Below are 20,592 nucleotides of genomic sequence, written 5' to 3'. Positions count from 1 at the left end.
GGCCTACTCCTTGGCGACGCGTTTCATGTCCGCATCCATCATCATGCGGATCAAGGTATCCAGGTCGGTTTTCGGCTTCCAGCCCAGTACGCGCTGAGCCTTGGCCGGATTGCCGAGCAGCACTTCGACTTCGGCCGGGCGGAAGAAGGCCGGGTCGATCTTCACGTAATCGCGGTAGTTGAGGCCGACGTGATCGAAGGCGATGCGGCACATTTCGCGTACCGTGGTGGTGACGCCAGTGGCGACCACGAAATCGTCAGGCTTGTCCTGTTGCAGCATCAGCCACATGGCTTCGACGTAATCGCCGGCAAAACCCCAATCACGCTTGGCGTCAATGTTGCCCAGGGCCAGTTCCTGCTGTTTGCCCTGCTTGATGCGTGCAGCGGCGTCGGTGACTTTGCGGGTCACGAACTCGATGCCGCGCAGTGGCGATTCATGGTTGAAAAGAATGCCGCTGCTGGCGTGCAGGTTGAAGCTTTCGCGGTAGTTGACGGTGATCCAGTGGCCGTACAACTTGGCCACACCGTAAGGGCTGCGTGGGTAGAACGGTGTGTTTTCGTCTTGCTGTTCGGCCTGGATCAGACCGAACATTTCGCTGGTCGAAGCCTGATAGAAGCGGGTGTGCGGGCTGAATTGACGGATCGCTTCGAGCAGATGGGTAACGCCCAGGCCGTCGACGATGCCGGTGGTCACCGGTTGATCCCACGAGGCGGCGACAAAGCTTTGCGCGGCGAGGTTATACACCTCGTCCGGCGCCGACTTGATGACCGCACGCTGCACCGAGCAGGCATCGGCCATGTCGCCATCGAGATAAACAATGTCGGCTTCGACACCCATCTCGCGCAGGCGCCAGCGCGAATCGCTGCTGCGTCGTGCCACCAGGCCATGGACCTTGTAGCCCTTGTCGAGCAACAGTCTGGCCAGATATGCGCCGTCCTGGCCAGTAATCCCTGTGATCAGTGCACTTTTAGTCATTCTTGTTTTACTCGCTTCTCCCAGTCGGACAGGATCGCCCGCAGGGATTGTTGTGTTGTGATTTCAGGCGTCCATCCGGTGGTCCGGGTCAGCTTGGTGTGACTGCCGCAAACGCGGCGCTGGTCGGCGCGGCGCATGCGTGCCGGATCTTGAACCAGTTGCACTGGCACTTCGGCCAGATCGGCCAGTTGTTCAATCAGACTGCGGATGCTCTGCTCGCGCCCTGAGCAGATGTTGTAAACCTGTCCCGGTAGACCGTTCTCCAGCAGCGCGAAATAGGCCGAAATCACATCACCGACATCGAGGAAATCCCGCGTGACGTCGATATCGCCGACTTCCAGTTGCGGGGCTTGCAGGCCCTGTTTGATGCGATTGATCTGGCGGGCGGCACTGGCGATGACGAAACTTTCTTTCTGTCCTGTGCCGATGTGGTTGAACGGCCGCGCAACGAGCACCGGCCAGTCCTCACTCAAACCCCATTGCAGGCTGAGAAACTCGGCCGAGAGTTTGCTCACCGCATACGGATTGCGCGGGCAGGGCGCTTGTTGTTCGGTGATCGGCAGATCGCTTTCGCTGACCTGGCCGTAAACGTCGCCGGAGCTGACGTACAGGAAGGTGCCCTGAAAACCACGGGCCTTGAGAGCCTGCAACAGATTGAGGGTGCCGAGCAGATTGATGTCGAAGGTCCGTGCCGGGTCGCGGAAGGCTTCGGGGACGAACGTCTGGCCGGCCAGATGAATGACCGCGTCAGGCATTTGCGGCCACAGGTCGACAAGGTTGTCTGGAGCCGTCAGGTCGTAGCGTGAAGCTGCAGGCAGCAGTTCCCACGCAGAGTCAGGCGAGGCCAAACGTGACTGAATATGTTGTCCAACGAATCCACTGAGACCCGTGACGAACAGACGCTTTTTCAAACAGCGACCCCTTGGTCTTGGTTTTCGCGGCACTTCCTACAGGCTCTAGAGAAGGGTCTGTCAGACCGGTCGGAAAAACCGCTAAGACGACAGGCGAAAACGTTGTTGTAGTTATTTGCTGCCAATCTGTGCCAATTGCCGAGCAATTTCAACTGGCCATACCGTGACTGGTCAGTTCTCGTCAGCGTAGCGGATTTATTCTCGCCGGGCGGTTCACGAATCCTCGACGGATGTGTTTAGAATGCCCCTCGTCGCCAAATCCCGGGCTTTGATTCGGGAACCGCGACGCAGGGTGAAACCGACCACTAAAACAAGAACGAAGACGCACCCGATGACGAAGGACGAGGGCCGGCCATGCCGACTCGATCCAACGCACGGCCGTCATAGCATGAAGGTGCCGGGATGGCACTTTCATCGTGGGATGCCATGAATTTCATTCTTTACTCGGACGTCAACGACAGTTCCATCAGCCAGAGTCTCGGGCGTCCCGAATACAGCTATTACTTTGTGCTCAAGGCTTATCGCCCGATGCTGGAAAGCCTTGGGCGCGTGCACGTGGTGGCGTCCCCCGCCGATGTCGATACGCTCTATCGACAGCTGCGCGACGCCGGCGAAGACAGCCTGTTCCTGTCGTTCACCCCGCCGCAGAAAACCCCGGTCGACCTGGAATGCCCGACGATGTGCGTGGTGGCCTGGGAGTTCGATTCGATTCCTGATGAGCAGTGGGACAACGACCCGCGCCAGGACTGGACGCAGATGCTTGCCCGTCAGGGTCGCGTTATCACGCTGTCGAGCCACACCGCCCGGGCAATTCGTTGCGCCATGGGTGAAGACTTTCCGGTGTTGGTATTGCCAACACCGCTGTGGGAAAACTTCGCAACGATTCGTCAGCAGACGCTGAGTACACCCGTGAATCCGGGCACTTCGCTGGCGATCAGGGGCTGCATTTTCGACACGCGCACCCTTGGCCTCTCAGCCGATGCGCTGATTCCGGTGCCGATCACGCCTGAAGAAGAGGCCGCGCTGGCCGCCGCAATCGAAGCCGCGCGCCCGCCACCGCTGACCCTCAAACGCCGCTTCGTCATTGCCCGACATTACCTGCGGCTGTGGGCGCTGAATCTCGGGCACGAGCAGATCGAGCCGGTGCCACGGGTGAAATTTCTCTACAACTGGTATTGGGAAGGCATTCGCGACCTGGTGCCGGACACGCTGCACGGCTGGCTCGAACAACGCCTGCCGGCGGTGTGTGGCGCGCTGCCGGTGCCTGTTGTGGAACCCGTGCCACTGGATTTGCCGGACACCACCGCGGTGGTCGAGACCACGGTCGACGGCGTGGTTTACGTCACCGTGTTCAACCCCAAGGATGGCCGCAAGAACTGGCACCAACTGATTACCGCGTTCTGTTGGGCATTTCGTGAAACGTCCGACGCGACGCTGGTGTTGAAAATTACCCAGAACGATCTGGCCTCCTATTACAGCGAGTTGATGACTTTGCTCGCGCAGCTCACGCCGTTCGCTTGTCGAGTGGTGGTGATGCACGGTTACCTCGACGACGCGCAGTACGCCAGGCTCTATCAGGCGGCGAGTTTCTATGTGAATGCCTCGCGCTGCGAAGGGTTGTGCCTGCCGCTGATGGAGTTCATGTCCAGCGGCAAACCGGTGATCGCTCCCGATCACACGGCGATGGAAGATTACATCGATGACGCAGTAGCGTTCGTGGTCAAGTCCAGTGAAGAGCTGACGATCTGGCCGCAGGACACGCGGATCATCTACCGCACGTTGCGTTACCGCCCGGACTGGGGCTCGCTGAAGAGCGCCTACGAAAACAGCTATCGGATGGCCAAGGCCCGGCCACAGGACTATCAGCGGATGTCGGTGGCTGCCATCGAACGCATGCACGATTACTGCGCGTTCGCGCCGGTGCAAAAACGCATGGCGGACTTTCTCGCGCTGACGCCCAATTCTGCCGATGCCACGCCCGTGACGGATAACGCCTCATGCTGATCATCATTCATTCGGAAACCAACCAGCACACGATTGCGCAGAATCTCGGGCGTTCGGAGTACAGCTATTACTTCGTGCTCAAGGAATATCGCCCGGTGCTCGAACGGCTGGGACGGGTGGTGGAAGTGCTCGATCCCCAAACTGAAGTCGATACGCTGTACCGGGAATGCCTGAGCCGTGGCGAGCCCTGTGTGTTTCTGTCGTTCTCGCCGCCGCACCGTACCCCGGTGCACCTGGCGTGCCCGACGTTGCCGGTATTTGCGTGGGAATTCAGCACCATTCCCAACGAGCCGTTTGCCGGTGAACCGCGCAACGACTGGCGCACCGTGCTGGCAGCTTGTGGCGCGGCGATCACCCATTCCAGTTACACGGTCAACGCCGTGCGCGAGGCGATGACCGAGGATTACCCGATCGTCGCGGTACCGGCACCGGTGTGGGATCGCTTTGCGGCACGTGGCGCGCAGTTGCAGGGTAAAAACTCGACTGAACCGCTGTGTCTGACCATTAAAGGCCTGGTGGCGGACAGTCGAACCCTCGATCTGAATGCGTTCGGCCCGGCGCATTTGCGCAGTGGCGAAGGGATTGATTTTGCCGCGCCGATTACCGAGCAGGCGTTGTTGCTTGACGGCGTGGTGTACACCTCAGTGTTCAATCCCGGTGACGGGCGCAAGAACTGGGAAGACATGCTCAGCGCTTTTTGCGTGAGTTTTCGCGACGTCGAAGATGCCACGCTGGTGCTCAAACTGACTCATCACGACGCCGAAGAAGCGCTCGGCGATATCCTGCATCACTTGTACAAAAACCAGTCCTATCGCTGCCGCATCGTGCTGATCTACGGCTACCTCGCCGACCCGGATTACGAGCGGCTGGTACAGGCCACCCGTTACGTGGTCAACACCTCATATGGTGAAGGTCAGTGCTTGCCGCTGATGGAGTTCATGTCCTGCGGCAAACCGGCGGTGGCGCCGCGCACCACGGCGATGATCGATTACCTGAGCGCCGACAACGCCTTCCTGATCGAGTCCACCGATGAACTTACCGCCTGGCCGCACGACCCGCGCCGGGCCTTTCGCACGCTGCGTTACGTGACCAGCTGGGCGTCGTTGTGCGAGGCCTATCAAGCCAGTTACGAGGTGGCGAAAAACCAGCCGGCGCGTTATGCACAGATGTCGGCGCAAGCGGTCAACAGCCTGCAAGGCTTCTGCAGTCAGGCCGTGGCTGAACAGCGTCTGCAGGTGTTCCTCGCGCAGTTGTTCGAGCAACGCCTGGCCGCCATGGAAGTCCGTGAAGCATGAACAGCAAACACCTCGGCACGTCCCGAACCGTCGTCCCATCTTTTGGAGCCACCTCATGCTGAGCCTTTTGAAGAAACTCACGGCGGGCACGCCTGCACCGGTCACCGAGCAGCCAGTCGCAGCTGCCGGGAAGACCGATCCGTACATGCTCGGCCTGCACGATGCGATGCTCAGTGGCTGGTTCAATCAGGCAACCGGCGAGTTGTTCAAAGGCTTCCCGGTGACTGCCGATGACACGCTGCTCGACGTCGGCTGCGGCGATGGCGGCAACGTGCATTTTTGCGGCATGCGCGGAGCGAAGATCATCATTGCCGACATCGACGCAGGCAAAGTCGAAGCGACCCGCCAGCGCCTGAGTGACACGCCAGCACGGGACGTCGAATGCCACGTCACCGACTGCAACCCATTGCCGATCGCCGACGCCACGGCGACGCGCGTGGTTTCCACCGAAGTCATCGAGCATGTTGACGACCCGGCGCAGTTTCTCGCTGAACTGGTACGTGTCGGCAAGCCGGGCGCGCTGTACCTGTTGAGCGTGCCGCACCCAAGTTCCGAAGACCTGCAAAAAGACATCGCCGCCGCCGAGTATTTCCAGAAGCCCAACCACATTCGCATCATCAGCGAAGAGCAATTCAAGGCGATGGTCAGCGAGGCAGGGCTGGAGATCATCAGCCACAGCCAGTACGGATTTTACTGGTCGATGTGGATGCTGCTGTTCTGGGAGGCCAAGGTCGAATTCAGCAACCCGGATCATCCGCTGCTCAATCACTGGGCCGACACCTGGCAAGCCGTGCTCGACTCGCCGCGTGGGGCGCAGATCAAGCAGGCGCTGGATGCCGTTGTCGCGAAGAGCCAGGTAATCATTGCCCGTAAACCCTGAGCACTTTCCTTTGTGGGAGCGAGCCTGCTCGCGAAGAGGCCGTGTCAGTCGACATCGTGGTTGAATGACACAATGCCTTCGCGAGCAGGCTCGCTCCCACAAGGTTTTGTGTAACCTTGCAGCCTTGTGTTGTCTGGGGTTGGAAGGTATGCGGTTTATTGTCGGTGTGTTTTTGGGCGTGTTGCTGTCGGGTTGCGAGCAGCGCGATGCGCCAGCCCTCGACCAACAACTCTACATCTGGCAACGCCAATGGACGCCGGCCCATGAGACGGCGTTGCGTGACAGCCACGATGACTTCTCGACCCTGCGCGTCCTCGCCCTGCAAGCCTTTCCCAATGCCGGATGTAGTCGCGCACGAATCGATGCGCCGTTATTGAAAGCCGATGGCCGCCCGTTGATCGCGGTGATTCGTCTCGACGGCCAGCTCAAGTCGCTGGATCAGGATCAGGTCACCGCGCAGATTCTGCAGGTGCTTGCCGATTGGCAGGCGCAAGGTCTGACGCCGAGCGGTGTCGAGATCGATCACGACGCGGGTAATGCGCGTCTGCCGGCGTACGCGCAATTCCTCCAGCATCTGCGTGCGACATTGCCGAGTTCACTAGCGCTGAGTATCACCGCACTGCCAGCCTGGCTCGACAGCGCAGAATTGCCAACACTCCTGCAAACCGTCGACAGCAGCGTGCTGCAAGTCCACGCCGTCAGCGATCCGCGTCGGGGGTTGTTCGATTCTGATCAGGCGTTGAAGTGGGCCAAGGCTTGGGCGCGGATTACCGACAAACCTTTTTATCTCGCGCTGCCGGCTTACGGTGTCGCGCTGTTGCCGGATGACGGCGGGGCGCCGGTGGTGGAGAGCGAAGTGCAAATAGAGCGGGGCGGTGAGCGCCGCGAGCTGCTCGCCGATCCGCAGCAGCTGAGCCAACTCGGCAAGGCCTTGCGCGAGAGCCCGCCGGCGCATCTGGCCGGGTTGATCTGGTTCCGATTGCCGCTGGCCAATGATCGCCGCGCCTGGAGCCTGACCACCCTGCGCGCGGTCGGCCGTGGCGATCAACTCGTCAGTCGGCTCGGCGTGACGTTCAGCGAACACAACGGTCTCTACGACATCAAACTCGACAACCCGGGCAATCTCGACAGTGCCTGGCCGGCGCAAATCACGCTGAAGGCGCAAAGCTGTGAAGGTGCCGATGCGCTCGCCGGTTACTCGTTGCAACAGAGCCCGGATCTGCTTACCTTCACCCGCCTGCGCGACGGTCGCTTGCCGGCGGGTGGACAACGCGTCATCGGTTGGGCGCGTTGCGCAAATATTGATCAAGGAGGTTCGCATGTTGACCCGTAACTGGCCCCGCCATCTGCTCTGCCTGAGCCTCAGCCTGCCGCTGGGTTCGGCGCTGGCTTGCGGGCCAGACTTTCCAATGCGCCTGCTCGACAATCGCGGACAGACCCTGGCGGATCTGCCTGAGGGCAACTTCAATTTCGAACTCAGCCGCCTCGGCAAATCCATCGCCGGGCTGAAGAACGTCACCGCGGCGACGCACAATCCCAACGATATGTACGGCGAGGAAAATGCGGCGGCCGAGGCTCGGGAAAAGGCTGAACAGGCCGGACTGAGCGTTGAGCAGCACGCGTTGATCAAACAACTGCGCGGCCTGACCGATGCGCGTCAGGTCGAGGTGCAGGGCGCCAGCCTGCCGGCGGAAATCCGTTTGTACGTGGCCGGTGCGGTGGCGTTTGCCACCGGCGAGCATCAACTCGCCGTCGAGTATTTCAACAAGCTGCTGGTGTTGCCGGCGGAGCAGCGTCCGTTGCGCAGTACGTGGGCGGCGTATTCTCTCGGGCGTACATTGTTCGCCATGAGCAGTGAGGCCGGGGATTCAGTCGTGGCGCTGGAACGATCGCGTGATGCGTTCCGGCAGGCCCGGCAACTGAGCATCGACGGTTTCAGCGATCCGCTGGAACTGGGTGTCGCCAGTCTTGGCGAAGAGGCGCGTGTTGTGCGCGCCGCCGGCGACTGGAACGGCGCCATCGAATTGTATGAAGCGCAGAACCTGCACGGTTCCGCCGTGGGTTACACCTCGCTCAAGCAATTGATGAATGAACTGGCGGAGTTGCCCGAGGCCGAACTGGCCGAGCTGCTGCAACACAAAGCCGTGCAGCAATTGGTCACGGCATCGCTGGTCAGCCGCCAAGGCTGGTCGTTTGGCGATGAGCCGCCGAACGAGAAGAAACTGGTCAAGCTGCTGCAAAACAGCACCCGTGGCAGTCTGGAAAACGCCGATCGTCTGGCGGCGATGAGTTATCAACAAGGCGATTACGCCGGCGCCAAGGCTTTCCTCGAGAACGCCGGTGACGGCGGGCTGGCGTGGTGGCTGCGGGCGAAACTGGCGGTGCGTGACGGTGATAAAAATGCCGCCGCCGCAGCCTATTCGAAAGCCGCACAGGCTTTCCCGCAGAAAGAAGACTGGGGTTATCGCCGCACGCCGGACTGGGCTTACGAGAGCCTGCAGCCGAAGTGCCGGGTCGAGGGCGAAAGCGCGATTCTCGCCTTGCAGCGCGGCGAGTATCTGCAAGCGTTCGTGCAGTTGTACCGCAGCAACAGCACCTATTGGTTCGACGCTGCGACCGTGGCCGAACGCGTGCTGACGCTCGAAGAGCTGAAAAAATATGTCGACGACAACGTCCCGGCACCGCCGGCGTTGACCCAGCAAGAGCGCGACAACTACGTGCCGCTGCCGGTTGCCGCCAGCCTGCGTAATCTGCTCGGTCGGCGCTTGCTGCGTGAAGGGCATTACGCAGACGCGGTCGCATACTTTGATAATCCCGATCTGCAAAACAAGGCCCGACTCTACGGCGAGCAACGACTGAAGGCCGATGCCGCGTGGTGGCCGACCAAACGCGCCAGTGCCTTGTACAACGCCGCGTGGACGGCGCGTGAATGGGGCATGGATATTCTCGGTTACGAGATGGCACCGGACTACGCCACGTTCGGTGGCAACTACAGCCTGGAAAGCGTTGAGCTGAAAGTCGGCCCGCTGGTCAGCGAAGCCGAAGTGCAGCGTCAGGCGGCTAGCGAAGCGAAACCGGATCAGCGCTATCACTACCGTTTTGTCGCCACCGAGCTGGCCGGGCGTGCTGCTGACAACCTGCCGCACACCAGTCAGGCGTTTGCCGCTGTGCTGTGCAACGCCGCTGGCTGGAACAGCAGCCTGGAAGATCAGAGCGCGCTGTATCAGCGTTATATCAAGGAAGGCCCGTTCGTCCCATGGGCGGTGGATTTCGGCAATCAGTGCCCGTACCCGGATTTCGAAAACGCCGACAAGCGTTACGTCACTCAGGTGACCGATGCCGTGCGTTCATCACTGCGACCGTATAAGTGGCCGGTGCAGATCGGCGCGGTTGTGCTGGTCAGCGCTGTGGCGTTGCTGTTGATCAGCCGTCGTCAGCGCAAGGCACGCAAAGGCTAAGCCTGCTGGACAAAAGTCAGGCGCACGGCGAAACCGATCAACAGGCTGCCGAACAGCCATTGTTGTACGCGTTGGGCCGTTGGACTGTGTTGCAGCCAACGGCCCAGCGCGGCGCCGGTGAGGGCGTAGGCGCTGTCGAACAATAGACCGATGCCCACCAGCAACATGCCGAGGACGGCGAACTGGCTCAGCACCGGAGCACCGTCAGTGATGATGAACTGCGGTAACAGCACTGAGCAGAACAGCAATGCTTTCGGGTTGAGCAGATTGGTCAGCAAACCGCGACGGATTGCTTCGCGCCATTGCCCGTGGGTGTTGGTCACCTCGCCAGTCGTCAGGTTCGGCAGCAGTGTGCTGCGCAGGCATTGAATGCCGATCCACAACAGATACGCTGCGCCGGCCAGGCGCACCACGTCGAACGTCCACGGCGCCGCTTTGAACAGTGCCGCCAGCCCCAGCGCGGCCAATGCCACGTGACAGCCACGGGCAATCCCCAGACCGATGGCCGTGGCCAGTGCCGCCCCGCGACCCTGCCGTGCGCCGGTTTGCAGGAGCAGGATCATGTCCGGCCCGGGCAATAGATAAACCACCGCCAATGCCAGGAAAAACAGCCAGAGATTCGCCACGTTGCACCCCCTTCGTTGTCGATTCGGTGACCGACAGTCTAGGGCTGAGGGGCAGGGCAGGTGCTTGCGAAGTCAGCTTCAAAAACCTTCTTGATTGGCATAATCTGCTGGTTTTCCATCGCGTGACTATCGGGATCTGCCAAACATGAAACTCGACGCCTTCGATCGCAAGATTCTCGCGGCCCTGCAACGTAACGGGCGCCTGAGCAATGTCGAGCTGGCGGATGAAATCGGCCTGTCGGCCTCACCGTGTCTGCGGCGGGTGCGGATGCTGGAGGAGGCCGGGGTGATTCGCGGTTATCAGGCCAATCTCGATCGCGATGAAGTCGGATTGGGGCTGACGGTGTTTGTCGGGGTCAAGGTCGAGCGCCACAACGATGAACAGGCCGAGGCGTTTTACCGCGCGGTGACGGCGTTGCCGGAAGTGATTTCTGCGTTTCTGGTGTCGGGGGAATCGGACTTTTTGCTGCAAGTGGTGGTGCCGGATTTGCGTGCATATGACCGCTTTCTCAGTGGTTGTCTGTTGAAGTTGCCGGGTGTGAGCGACATTCGCAGCAACTTTGCGATTCATACGGTGAAGACGCCGGGGGCGTTGCCGCTGGGGCATCTTCCGGCTTGAGACCGGACCGCCCCCATTCGCGAGCAGGCTCGCTCCCACATTCGACCGCAGTCCTTCAGAAGGAACACGGTCAACGGTGGGAGCGAGCCTGCTCGCGAAAACGGTATTTCAGCCACCATAGATTTCAGACTCCTACATCTGCGTCGCCATCCCCTCGACATTCATCGCCGCCTGGCGCAACGCCTCGGAACGGGTCGGGTGCGGATGGCAAGTCAGGGCTATGTCCTCAGCCGAAGCACTGAACTCCATCGCCACACAAAACTCGCCAATCATTTCACTCACACTCGGGCCGACCAAGTGCACGCCAAGGACTTCATCGGTGCGCTCATCAGCGAGGACTTTGGCAAAACCCTCGGTCTCATGGTTGATTTTCGCCCGGCTATTGGCGGTGAACGGAAACTTGCCGACCTTGTAGGCGCGCCCTTCAGCCTTCAGTTGCTCTTCGGTCTTGCCGACGCTGGCCAGCTCCGGTCGGGTGTAGATCACGTTGGGGATCAGGTCGTAATTGACTTCGCCGGCCTTGCCGTGGATCTGCTCGACGCAGGCCATCGCCTCGTCTTCAGCCTTGTGCGCCAGCATCGGGCCTGAGGTCACGTCGCCGATCACCCAAATGCCAGCGGCTTCGGTGCGATGCTGTTTGTTGGCAAGCATGCCGCGCTTGTCGGTGCTCAGGCCGACGTTTTCCAGACCCAGGCCTTGGGTGTACGGACGACGACCGATCGCCACCAGCACGTAATCGGCTTCGAGCAGTTCAGCGCTGCCACCCGCCGCAGGCTCGACGCTAAGCTGTACACCGGTGGCGGACGACGTGGCGCTGGTGACTTTCGAGCTCAACTTGAAGGCGAGGCCCTGTTTGCCCAGCGAGCGTTGCAGGGTTTTGCCGGCCTCGCCATCGACGCCGGGGCAAATGCGATCGAGGTATTCGACCACGGTGACCTGCGCACCCAGCCGTCGCCACACCGAGCCCAATTCCAGACCAATGACGCCGGCACCGATCACCACCAGATGCTTGGGCACTTCACTCAGCGACAGCGCGCCCGTCGAGTCGAGGATGCGTTTGTTATCGATTTCGACGCCTGGCAGGGGAGTGGGCTCGGAACCGGTGGCGATGATGATGTCCTTGGCGGTCAGTTCGATTTTTTTGCCCTGATCGCCAGTCACCGTGACCTTGCCGGGACCGTCGATGTGGCCCCAGCCTTTGATCCAGTCGACCTTGTTTTTGCGAAACAGAAATTCGATGCCTTTGGTCAGGCCAGCCACGCTTTCGTCTTTCTGTTTCATCATTTGCGCGAGGTTCAGCGTCGGTTTGACCTCGATGCCAAGGTTGGCGAATTCCGCACCCATCGCCGCGTCATACAGCTCCGAGGCATGCAACAGGGCTTTGGAGGGCATGCAACCGACGTTCAGACAGGTGCCGCCGAGGGTCGCGCGACCTTCCACGCAAGCGGCCTTGAGGCCCAGTTGGCCGGCGCGGATCGCCGCGTTATAACCACCGGGGCCGCCGCCCAGAATCACTACGTCATAGTTGCTCATGCGCTTGCTCCTGATTGATGGATGCGGATCGCTAAAAGTAGTTCCGGATAAAAATTACGAACGTAATATGTGCGTTCCGAGCCTTTTCGGTCAAGGCTTCAGGCAAGCGACAGGTTGGGCATCTTTGAATAAGGGTAATTGTGTACGAATATTTCACGCTTTTCGTTATATCGTAACGATATGAACAGCGGACCATTGAATTTGGGGTGATATGCAAGTCGATCTGGAGGTGGATGGCACGCAAGTGACCGGACTACCGCGCTTTCAGCAGGCGGCCGTGCAGAGCCGGCACTTGCGACGTTGGGCGATCGGCCTCGGCGGATTGGCCGGGGAGGGGTGGATACTGGCGTTTTTTGTCGGGCTGTTTGCTCCGCAGTCGTTATGGTTGCCGTTGCTGATCAATCAGAGTGCGGCGTTGCTGGTGTTGGTTGCCGGGATGCAATCGGCTTGGTGGGTTGCGCAATGGCGCGCAAAGGCGATCTATCCTGTCGCGGTGACAGCGGTAGCCGTGGACGAAGAATCCGCGCCGCAAGGCTGGTACGAGCGATTATTGGAGCGCCTGAGCCAGCGCAGTTTGCATCTGCTCGGCCAGATCGGTGCGGCAACCCTGTGGTTGGGCGGTCTGGCGCTGCTGGTGGTGTTAAGCATCGACCAGGTGTGGAACCTCGCTTTGCCCGCCGCAACCGTCGGTTTATCCGCCACCGTGGGCGCGGCGCTGGCGTTGTTACTGGCGTTCGGCTTGCTGGTGCTGGAGCGACAACTCGCACAGGAAAACCCTGCGCAGTGGCCGGAAGCGGGCGCACTGGCACAACTGACGCGTGTGGCAATCATCACGCTGGTGCTCGGGGCGCTGTGCTTACTGTTTGCTGGCGAGAACGCCATTTGGCCGGTTCGCGTCGCCGTTCTGCTGGGGATATTGCCGGGATTGGTCGCGATTGAGCTGTTATTGCGCGCTGTTCTTTCGATTTTCAGTCCGCGCCGAGAACAGCTCGAACCGACGCTAATGGCGCGCAGTTTCGTCGCCGACATGCTGCGCTGGCCGCCACAGCCATTGCTCGCGTTGCAGCATGAATTGCACAACCGTTTTGGCATCGATCTGCGGCAGATCTGGGCGTTCAGTTACATGCGCCGGGCGTTTCTGCCGGTGCTGGCGTTGGTTGCTGCCGTGGGTTGGTTGCTCACCGGCATCCATGAAATCCCCCTGCAAGGCCGAGGCATTTATGAGCGTTTCGGCAAACCGGTGCAGGTGTTCGGCCCGGGATTGCACACAGGTTTGCCGTGGCCGCTGGGGCGCGTGTTGATCGTTGAAAACGGCGTGGTGCACGAACTGGCAACCAGCGTCGGCGAGAACCCGGTGCCGCTGCAAGCCGATCCCGTTGAAGGTCCGGCGCCGTTCACAGCCAATCGTTTGTGGGACGCCAGTCACGTTAATGACAAATCGCAAGTTATTGCCAGCAGCCGTGGCGATCAGCAGAGCTTTCAGATCGTCAACATGGACGTGCGCTTCGTCTATCGCATTGGCCTGACTGATCAGGCAGCAGTGGCGGCGACCTACAACAGCGCCGACGTGCCGACACTGATCCGCAGCACCGCCAGCCGGATTCTGGTGCACGATTTTGCCTCGCGCACGTTAGACGGTTTGCTCGGTGAAGATCGGGTAGGGCTGGGCGAAGAGATCGGTCGTGCGGTGCAAAGCGATTTGCAACAACTCAACAGTGGCGTGGAGATTCTCGCCACGGTCGTCGAAGCCATTCACCCGCCGGCCGGTGCCGCCAATGCCTATCACAGCGTGCAAGCCGCACAGATCGGCGCGCAAGCGTTGATCTCCCGCGAACGTGGTGCAGCGGCTGAAGCGAGCAATCAGGCGCAGTTGCAGGCCAGCCTTGCTCGCGATCAGGCCAGCGCCAATGCGCGGGAAACCAGTGCCACGGCGCAAGCGGCGGATCTGAAATTCACTGCCGAGCAAAAAGCCTACGCCAGTGCCGGTCAGGCCTTCGTGCTCGAGCAATACCTCGGCCAGCTCAGTCAGGGCCTGAGCAAAGCCAAATTGCTGGTACTCGATCATCGCCTCGGTGGCAGCAGCAACGCGCCGACCATCGACCTGCGTACCTTCACGTTGCCGGCTGACCCGACGCCCGCGCGCACCACCGCTCAACCAGGAGTCACCCATTGAGCCAGTCGCACACGCACCAACCGCATGATCACAGCGGCCACGATCACGGCCACGGCGGACATCATCATGGGCATCATCACCATCACCACGGTGCGCCGGAAGAGGCGGGGCCGTTTCCGTGGCGGCGCATGGGCTGGGCCGTGTTGCTGGTGGCGTTCGCCATCGCCGCGGCGAGCCTGGTGCAAGTACGCTCCGGTGAAGCCACGGTCATCACCCGTTTCGGTAATCCATCGCGGGTGTTGCTCGATCCGGGTTTGAGCTGGCGCTGGCCGGCGCCGTTCGAAGCGGCGATCCCGGTGGATCTGCGGCTACGGACGACGTCCAGCGGCTTGCAGGATGTCGGCACCCGCGACGGTCTGCGCATCATCGTCCAGGCTTATGTGGCGTGGCAGGTGCAGGGCGATCCGGACAACGTGCAGCGATTCATGCGCGCAGTGCAGAACCAGCCGGATGAGGCTGCGCGGCAGATTCGTACCTTTGTCGGCTCGGCACTGGAAACTACCGCCAGCAGTTTCGATCTGGCGAATCTGGTCAACACCGATGCCAGTCAGGTGCGCATCGCCGACTTCGAAGCGCAGTTGCGTCAGCAGATCGATCAGCAATTGCTCGCGACCTATGGCGTACATGTCGTGCAGGTCGGCATTGAACGTTTGACCTTGCCGTCGGTGACGCTCACTGCCACGGTCGATCGCATGCGCGCCGAGCGTGAAACAATTGCCACCGAGCGTACGGCGATCGGCAAGCGCGAAGCCGCGCAAATTCGTTCCGCTGCCGAGCGCGATGCGCGAATTGTGCAAGCTGACGCCACGGTGAAAGCGGCAGAAATCGAAGCACAATCTCGCGTCGAAGCCGCACAGATCTATGGCCGTGCGTACGCCAGTTCACCGCAGCTGTATAACTTGCTTCGTTCGCTGGACACCCTTGGCACCATCGTCACGCCGGACACCAAACTGATTCTTCGCACCGATGCTGCGCCATTCCGCGTGCTGGTCGACGGCCCGCCGACACTCGACAGCAAATCCGGATTGCAGCCATGAATGAACAAGTTCCACGTGGAACACATGCGCTGAACAGTCCGTGGATTCAGGCTGGACGTTTGGCATTCTTTGCTTTGTATGCGGTGACGGTACTGGCCGCGTTGGCTTGGGCGTTTTCCAATGTGCGGCAAATCGATCCGCAGAACCGTGCGGTGGTTCTACACTTCGGCGCGCTGGATCGCATCCACAACGCCGGTCTGTTGTTGGCTTGGCCACAGCCTTTCGAACAGGTGATTCTGTTGCCGGCAGCCGATCGGGTTATTGAACGTCGCGTCGAGAATCTGCTGCGCAGTGATGAGGCGCTCAAGGCCGATCGGGTCGCATCTTTCGCTGCACCCATCAGCGATGCCCAGGCCGGGTCTGGTTATTTATTGACCGGTGATGCTGGCGTGGTGCAACTGGATGTGCGGGTGTTCTACAAGGTCACCGACCCTTATGATTTCGTCTTGCAGGCTGATCATGTGCTGCCGGCGTTGGATCGATTGGTCACCCGCAGTGCTGTGGCACTGACTGCCGCGCGGGATCTGGACACCATACTGGTCGCTCGCCCAGAGTTGATCGGCGCCGACAATCAGGCTGCCGAACGTCGGGAAAGGCTGCGCGGTGATCTGGTGCAAGGCATCAACAAACGCTTGGCCGAGTTGAAGGCGAGCGGGCAGGGCATCGGTATCGAGGTGGCGCGGGTCGATGTGCAATCGAGTCTGCCCGATCCGGCGGTCAGTGCTTTCAATGCGGTGTTGACCGCCAGTCAGCAAGCCGACAAAGCCGTGGCCAACGCACGCACCGACGCCGAGAAACTCACGCAGACCGCCAACGAACAAGCCGACCGCACGCTGCAAGTTGCTCACGCGCAGGCCGGTGAGCGCCTGGCCAAAGCCTCGGCTGACACCGCCACGGTATCGAGCTTGGCCAGCAGCACCGATCCGCAAATGCTCCTGCGCCTTTATCGCGAGCGCCTGCCGAAGATTCTCGGTCAGGCCGGATCGGTAACCACGGTCAACCCGAAAGACGATTCCCGCCTGATCATTCAGGGAGCCAGTAAATGACCGCGACCACTGCCGCACCAAGCCTGTTGTCCTCGGCCGAACAACGCCGTGCTGCCCGACAACTGACCTTGGCCATGCTTGCACTGGGTTTGCTGGGGCTGGGCTTGATCTGGCGCTGGCTGGTGCCGGAGCAAACCGGTGTCAGCCAGTTGCTGTTGGGTTTCGCTTCCTTATTGGTCGCCGTGCCGGTCATGCGTTCGGCGTGGTACAGCCTGCGTTATCCGAGTCTGCATGGCATCACTGATCAACTGATTGCTCTGGCCATGCTCGGCGCGTGGGCAACCGGTGATCTGCTGACGGCGGCGTTGCTGCCGATCATCATGATCTTCGGCCATGTGCTGGAGGAACGCAGCGTCATCGGTTCGCAGGAAGCGATTCATGCCCTCGGTCAACTGACCCGCAGCCATGCGCGTAAGGTACTGACGGATGGCTCGATCATCGAAGTGGACAACGGCACGTTGAGGGCAGGCGACACCGTTGAGGTGCGAGCCGGCGATCGGGTGCCGGCAGATGGGCGAATCTTGTCTGGCCAGGCCAGCCTCGACACCGCTTCGATTACCGGGGAATCAGTGCCGGTCGAGGCGGGCGTCGGAATGAGCGTATTTGGTGGTGCGATCAATCTCGACGGCCTGTTGCGCATCGAAGTGACGCGAACCGGCGATGAGTCGACCCTCGGCAAGGTCATCGCGCTGATGCAGAACGCCGAGCGCTCGAAACCGCCGATCACGCGTTTGCTCGAACGCTACGCTGGCAGCTACATGGTGCTGGTATTGCTGCTGGCCGCGGTGACCTGGTTCATCACCAATGATGCGCAGGCAATGCTCGCCGTGTTGGTAGCGGCGTGTCCCTGCGCGTTGGTGTTGTCTGCCCCGGCGACAGCAATTGCCGGTGTGGCAGTGGCGGCACGCCACGGCATTCTGATTCGCAGCTCGGCGTTTCTTGAAGAGCTGGCGGATCTCACTTCGCTGGTGGTCGACAAGACGGGGACGCTGACTTACGGCACCTTGCGCTTGCAGTCGATCGATAACCCGCGCGCAGAGTCGTCCGCGATCATGGCGCTCGCCGCCAGTCTTGGGGCGGCGAGCAGCCACCCGGTCAGTCGTGCGCTCGCAGGGCTGGTCACTCAAGACCAATGCTTACCGTTGAGTGATATCCACGAGCGCCAGGGACTCGGGGTCGTGGCTATGACCGGGCAGGGCGAAGCGGCGCTTGGCCGCCCGGAGTTGTTCGCGCAACTCGGCATTATTACGACAACTATTCCCGATCATGACGGCCCCATCGCCGGGCTGGCACTCAACGGTGAGTTCCTTGCCTGGCTGCTGCTGGCTGACAGCGTCAAACCGGAGGCCCGCTTTGCCCTCAGTGAATTGCGTGAGCTGGGTCTGGGTCGACAGCTGTTGCTCACTGGTGATCGCCAGAGTGTGGCTCAGTCGCTGGCCAAGGATGTCGGGTTGCATGAGGTCGAAGCCCAGGCGTTGCCCGAAGACAAACTCAATCGCGTGCTCAAGGAAATCGACAACGGTTTCCGGCCGATGGTGGTCGGTGACGGCATCAATGATTCGCTCGCGCTCAAGGCGGGCGTGGTCGGTGTGGCGATGGGCGCGGGAGGTGCAGACATTGCGCTCGCCTCGGCAGACATCGTTTTGATCGGCAGCGACCTGCGCCGACTGGGCACCTGCGTGCGCCTCAGCCGCCAGTGTCGCCGGACGTTGCAGGTCAACGTGATCATTGGTCTGGGCTGGACGCTCGCCATCGTTGTGTTCGCCGCATTCGGCTGGCTCGGCGCTGCCGGGGCGATGATTGCCGCGCTGCTGCACAACCTCAGCACGCTGCTGGTACTGGGTAATGCCGGGCGGTTGCTGCGCTTTCAGGAGCCGTTATTGAAGCTCAAGGAAGAGCCTTGAAAATTATTTTTGATCTTCTGTAACGCCCTCGGGGGCGCTCTCTCTAGTGCTATGTCGGGACTGAACAAACCTTCCAGCCGACACCCCTGACGATTACCGAGGATAAGAAAAATGACTATCTAGACCGCTGCTGCTGGTGCCGCTCTCGCTTTGGCCGCCGCGACCCTGTTTGCCGGTGTTGCCACTAACGCGATGGCTGCTGATGCCAACGTTCACTGTTATGGCGTGAATGGCTGCAAGGGCCAGAACGACTGCAAAACCAAAGACCACGCATGCAAAGGCCTGGGGTCGTGCAAAGGTCAGGGCTTCAAGGCGATGACTCAGGCGGCTTGCGAAAAAGCCGGTGGCAAGGTCGGCGAATAACTGACCGGTTAGTGTCGCCGCAGTGGTTTGCGCCACTGCGGCCACTTTTATCAGGAGTCCGCTTATGTCAGCTTCTTTGCCTTTCCTGGGTTACGGCCTGGGACTGCGTAGCGCTTACTACCAGCAGATCCTCGAGCAGTCGCCGGATGTCGACTGGTTCGAAGTGGTCTCGGAAAATTTCATGGTGCAGGGCGGCAAAGCCCTGTATTACCTCGACGCCATTGCCGAGCGCTATCCGCTGGTGATGCACGGTGTATCCCTGTCCATCGGCGGACCGCATGCCCTCGATCCGGACTATCTCAAACAACTCAAGCAACTGGCCGATCGGGTTCGTCCTGCATGGATCTCCGATCATCTGTGCTGGAGCCGCGGCAATGCCCATCAGTTGCATGATCTGCTGCCGCTGCCTTATACCGAAGAAAGTCTGGATTACATTGCCGGCCGGGTAAGGCAGGTGCAGGACATTCTGCAGCGTCCGCTGGTGCTCGAGAACATCTCCAGTTACGTCCGCGGTGCTTCGGATGATTTCAGTGAGTGGGAGTTTCTCGCGGTGCTGAGCCGGATAACTGGCTGCGAATTGCTGCTGGATGTGAACAATGTCTATGTCAGCTCACGCAACCACGGTTTTGATCCGTGGGCGTTCATTCGCAGCCTGCCCGTCGACAAAGTCCGCCAACTGCATTTGGCGGGGCACAGCGACTACGGTGATTACGTGATCGACACCCACGACCATCCGGTGAGCGATCCGGTCTGGGCGCTCTATCAACGCACTCTTGCACACTTCGGCCCGGTGGCCACATTGCTGGAGCGCGACGACCATTTTCCGCCTTTCGAAGAATTGCTCGGTGAATTGCACAAGGCACGTGAGCTGGGTGACAAGGTCCTGGCCGGGAGGCAGCAATGCGCCTGAAAGAATGGCAACTGGCGTTCGAGTCGTTTCTGCTCGACGACGACGCTACGGCGAATCCGGTCTTGAGCAAAGGTCTGATTGGTGGCCCGACACTGGATGTCGGCACGGGACTGGCGATCTATCACAACGCTTACAAGGCGCGTCTGCTGGAAGTCTTGCGCAATGACTTCGGGGCGATCTTGCACTGGATGGGGGACGACGAGTTCGATCGGCTCGCCAGTTCTTATATCCGCCATTACCCGTCAGGGCATTACAGCTTGCGCTGGCTGGGCAAAGGCTTCGAAGGCTTTATCCGTGAGCATCTGGTGCCAGAACAAAGCGCGCCACTGGCCGAACTGGCCTCGCTTGAATGGGCGTTTACACTGGCGTTCGATGCGCCGGCGGGTCAGCCGTTGACGCTGCAATCAATGGCGACGCTGGCCGCAGAGGAATGGCCTGAGCTGCGGGTGAAGCCAACGCCTTCGCTGCAGTGGCTGGAATGCCGCTTCAACAGTCTTTCGCTATGGCGTTCGGTGAAGGAAGAATCCGACTTCCCTGACAGCACGGTGCTCGAAATCCCACAGGCCTGTCTGATCTGGCGCTGCGAACTGATCTGTCGTTATCGCAGCCTTGATCCTGCCGAAGCCACGGCCCTCAATGGCCTGCTCGACGGCGGCTGGAATTTCTCCGAACTGTGCACAGAATTAGCAGTCATTTATGGTGAGGGCGCGCCACTTCAAGCCGTTACCTGGTTGAAACAGTGGGTTCAAGACGGTTTGCTGGAGCGTCTGCAACGATAGATACGGCTAATCAAATCGATAGCCTGCTATTTTTCCGGGATGGTCTACCCTCAGATCTGACGGTCTGAAACAAGGGGGA

The 20,592-nt window shown here is 60.6% G+C and carries 17 protein-coding genes; 13 read left to right on the top strand and 4 right to left on the bottom strand.

Features of this window, described 5'->3' with window-relative positions:
- Window positions 1–3 precede the first annotated feature (3 nt).
- A complete protein-coding gene (gene gmd / locus F8N44_RS02110; protein WP_007954189.1) occupies window positions 4–975 on the bottom strand; it encodes a GDP-mannose 4,6-dehydratase in 972 nt (323 codons plus the stop codon).
- Window positions 972–1,886, bottom strand: coding sequence for a GDP-mannose 4,6-dehydratase (locus F8N44_RS02105; protein WP_150649117.1), 915 nt, complete (start codon window positions 1,884–1,886; stop codon window positions 972–974). The genes gmd and F8N44_RS02105 overlap by 4 nt, the downstream gene beginning before the upstream one ends.
- Window positions 1,887–2,312: 426 nt before the next feature.
- Between F8N44_RS02105 and F8N44_RS02100 the strand changes: the two genes are divergently transcribed.
- From F8N44_RS02100 to F8N44_RS02080, 5 genes are all read left to right on the top strand, one after another.
- On the top strand, window positions 2,313–3,890 hold the full coding sequence (locus F8N44_RS02100) for a glycosyltransferase (protein WP_224794716.1): 1,578 nt from the start codon (window positions 2,313–2,315) through the stop codon (window positions 3,888–3,890).
- Window positions 3,884–5,185 (top strand): glycosyltransferase, encoded by a 1,302-nt coding sequence (locus tag F8N44_RS02095; protein ID WP_150649115.1) that lies wholly within the window; start codon window positions 3,884–3,886, stop codon window positions 5,183–5,185. Before F8N44_RS02100 ends, F8N44_RS02095 begins: the two co-directional genes overlap by 7 nt.
- A gap of 55 nt (window positions 5,186–5,240) precedes the next feature.
- Window positions 5,241–6,065: a class I SAM-dependent methyltransferase gene (locus F8N44_RS02090; RefSeq protein ID WP_150649114.1), complete on the top strand. Its 825-nt coding sequence runs from the start codon at window positions 5,241–5,243 to the stop codon at window positions 6,063–6,065.
- 148 nt (window positions 6,066–6,213) lie between these two features.
- On the top strand, window positions 6,214–7,398 hold the full coding sequence (locus F8N44_RS02085; protein ID WP_150649113.1) for a DUF3142 domain-containing protein: 1,185 nt from the start codon (window positions 6,214–6,216) through the stop codon (window positions 7,396–7,398).
- Window positions 7,385–9,523 (top strand): hypothetical protein, encoded by a 2,139-nt coding sequence (locus F8N44_RS02080; protein WP_150649112.1) that lies wholly within the window; start codon window positions 7,385–7,387, stop codon window positions 9,521–9,523. Before F8N44_RS02085 ends, F8N44_RS02080 begins: the two co-directional genes overlap by 14 nt.
- Here F8N44_RS02080 and F8N44_RS02075 read toward each other — a convergent pair.
- A complete protein-coding gene (locus F8N44_RS02075; RefSeq protein WP_150649111.1) occupies window positions 9,520–10,149 on the bottom strand; it encodes a LysE family translocator in 630 nt (209 codons plus the stop codon). The two genes, F8N44_RS02080 and F8N44_RS02075, sit on opposite strands and share 4 nt — an antisense overlap.
- Before the next feature lie 145 nt (window positions 10,150–10,294).
- Between F8N44_RS02075 and F8N44_RS02070 the strand changes: the two genes are divergently transcribed.
- The gene (locus tag F8N44_RS02070; protein WP_007912013.1) at window positions 10,295–10,768 is read left to right on the top strand and encodes an Lrp/AsnC family transcriptional regulator; all 474 of its coding nucleotides are present in this window, start codon (window positions 10,295–10,297) and stop codon (window positions 10,766–10,768) included.
- Window positions 10,769–10,900: 132 nt separating this feature from the next.
- Here F8N44_RS02070 and lpdA read toward each other — a convergent pair whose 3' ends face one another.
- Complete coding sequence (gene lpdA, locus F8N44_RS02065) at window positions 10,901–12,301, bottom strand: dihydrolipoyl dehydrogenase (protein ID WP_150649110.1); 1,401 nt, start codon at window positions 12,299–12,301, stop codon at window positions 10,901–10,903.
- 211 nt (window positions 12,302–12,512) lie between these two features.
- On the opposite strand from lpdA, the gene hflK (F8N44_RS02060) reads away from it, so the two are divergent.
- The 7 genes from hflK (F8N44_RS02060) to F8N44_RS02030 all read left to right on the top strand — a co-directional run bounded on the left by hflK (F8N44_RS02060) (window position 12,513) and on the right by F8N44_RS02030 (window position 20,513).
- Window positions 12,513–14,474, top strand: a complete 1,962-nt coding sequence (gene hflK / locus F8N44_RS02060; RefSeq protein ID WP_150649109.1) for a protease modulator HflK — start codon at window positions 12,513–12,515, stop codon at window positions 14,472–14,474.
- Window positions 14,471–15,511, top strand: a complete 1,041-nt coding sequence (gene hflC / locus F8N44_RS02055) for a protease modulator HflC (RefSeq protein ID WP_150649108.1) — start codon at window positions 14,471–14,473, stop codon at window positions 15,509–15,511. Before hflK (F8N44_RS02060) ends, hflC begins: the two co-directional genes overlap by 4 nt.
- Window positions 15,508–16,557, top strand: a complete 1,050-nt coding sequence (gene hflK / locus F8N44_RS02050) for a protease modulator HflK (protein WP_150649107.1) — start codon at window positions 15,508–15,510, stop codon at window positions 16,555–16,557. The genes hflC and hflK (F8N44_RS02050) overlap by 4 nt, the downstream gene beginning before the upstream one ends.
- On the top strand, window positions 16,554–18,461 hold the full coding sequence (locus F8N44_RS02045; RefSeq protein ID WP_150649106.1) for a heavy metal translocating P-type ATPase: 1,908 nt from the start codon (window positions 16,554–16,556) through the stop codon (window positions 18,459–18,461). Before hflK (F8N44_RS02050) ends, F8N44_RS02045 begins: the two co-directional genes overlap by 4 nt.
- A gap of 150 nt (window positions 18,462–18,611) precedes the next feature.
- Window positions 18,612–18,824, top strand: coding sequence for a hypothetical protein (locus tag F8N44_RS02040; protein WP_150649105.1), 213 nt, complete (start codon window positions 18,612–18,614; stop codon window positions 18,822–18,824).
- A gap of 64 nt (window positions 18,825–18,888) precedes the next feature.
- Window positions 18,889–19,734, top strand: a complete 846-nt coding sequence (locus F8N44_RS02035; protein ID WP_150649104.1) for a DUF692 domain-containing protein — start codon at window positions 18,889–18,891, stop codon at window positions 19,732–19,734.
- The gene (locus F8N44_RS02030) at window positions 19,725–20,513 is read left to right on the top strand and encodes a DNA-binding domain-containing protein (RefSeq protein WP_150649103.1); all 789 of its coding nucleotides are present in this window, start codon (window positions 19,725–19,727) and stop codon (window positions 20,511–20,513) included. Before F8N44_RS02035 ends, F8N44_RS02030 begins: the two co-directional genes overlap by 10 nt.
- The last annotated feature ends 79 nt before the right edge of the window (window positions 20,514–20,592 follow it).

Source organism: Pseudomonas fluorescens (assembly GCF_902497745.1).
GTDB classification, from domain to species: domain Bacteria; phylum Pseudomonadota; class Gammaproteobacteria; order Pseudomonadales; family Pseudomonadaceae; genus Aquipseudomonas; species Aquipseudomonas fluorescens_BM.
This window is presented reverse-complemented; position numbering and strand designations above follow the sequence as displayed.

Excerpts from the sequence above, each read along its gene's own strand:
- gmd (WP_007954189.1), bottom strand. The coding sequence starts at position 975 with ATGACTAAAAGTGCACTGATCACAGGGATTACTGGCCAGGACGGCGCA.
- F8N44_RS02100 (WP_224794716.1), top strand. The coding sequence starts at position 2,313 with ATGAATTTCATTCTTTACTCGGACGTCAACGACAGTTCCATCAGCCAG.
- F8N44_RS02095 (WP_150649115.1), top strand. The coding sequence starts at position 3,884 with ATGCTGATCATCATTCATTCGGAAACCAACCAGCACACGATTGCGCAG.
- F8N44_RS02090 (WP_150649114.1), top strand. The coding sequence starts at position 5,241 with ATGCTGAGCCTTTTGAAGAAACTCACGGCGGGCACGCCTGCACCGGTC.
- F8N44_RS02085 (WP_150649113.1), top strand. The coding sequence starts at position 6,214 with ATGCGGTTTATTGTCGGTGTGTTTTTGGGCGTGTTGCTGTCGGGTTGC.
- F8N44_RS02080 (WP_150649112.1), top strand. The coding sequence starts at position 7,385 with ATGTTGACCCGTAACTGGCCCCGCCATCTGCTCTGCCTGAGCCTCAGC.
- F8N44_RS02070 (WP_007912013.1), top strand. The coding sequence starts at position 10,295 with ATGAAACTCGACGCCTTCGATCGCAAGATTCTCGCGGCCCTGCAACGT.
- lpdA (WP_150649110.1), bottom strand. The coding sequence starts at position 12,301 with ATGAGCAACTATGACGTAGTGATTCTGGGCGGCGGCCCCGGTGGTTAT.
- hflK (WP_150649109.1), top strand. The coding sequence starts at position 12,513 with ATGCAAGTCGATCTGGAGGTGGATGGCACGCAAGTGACCGGACTACCG.
- hflK (WP_150649107.1), top strand. The coding sequence starts at position 15,508 with ATGAATGAACAAGTTCCACGTGGAACACATGCGCTGAACAGTCCGTGG.
- F8N44_RS02045 (WP_150649106.1), top strand. The coding sequence starts at position 16,554 with ATGACCGCGACCACTGCCGCACCAAGCCTGTTGTCCTCGGCCGAACAA.
- F8N44_RS02035 (WP_150649104.1), top strand. The coding sequence starts at position 18,889 with ATGTCAGCTTCTTTGCCTTTCCTGGGTTACGGCCTGGGACTGCGTAGC.
- F8N44_RS02030 (WP_150649103.1), top strand. The coding sequence starts at position 19,725 with ATGCGCCTGAAAGAATGGCAACTGGCGTTCGAGTCGTTTCTGCTCGAC.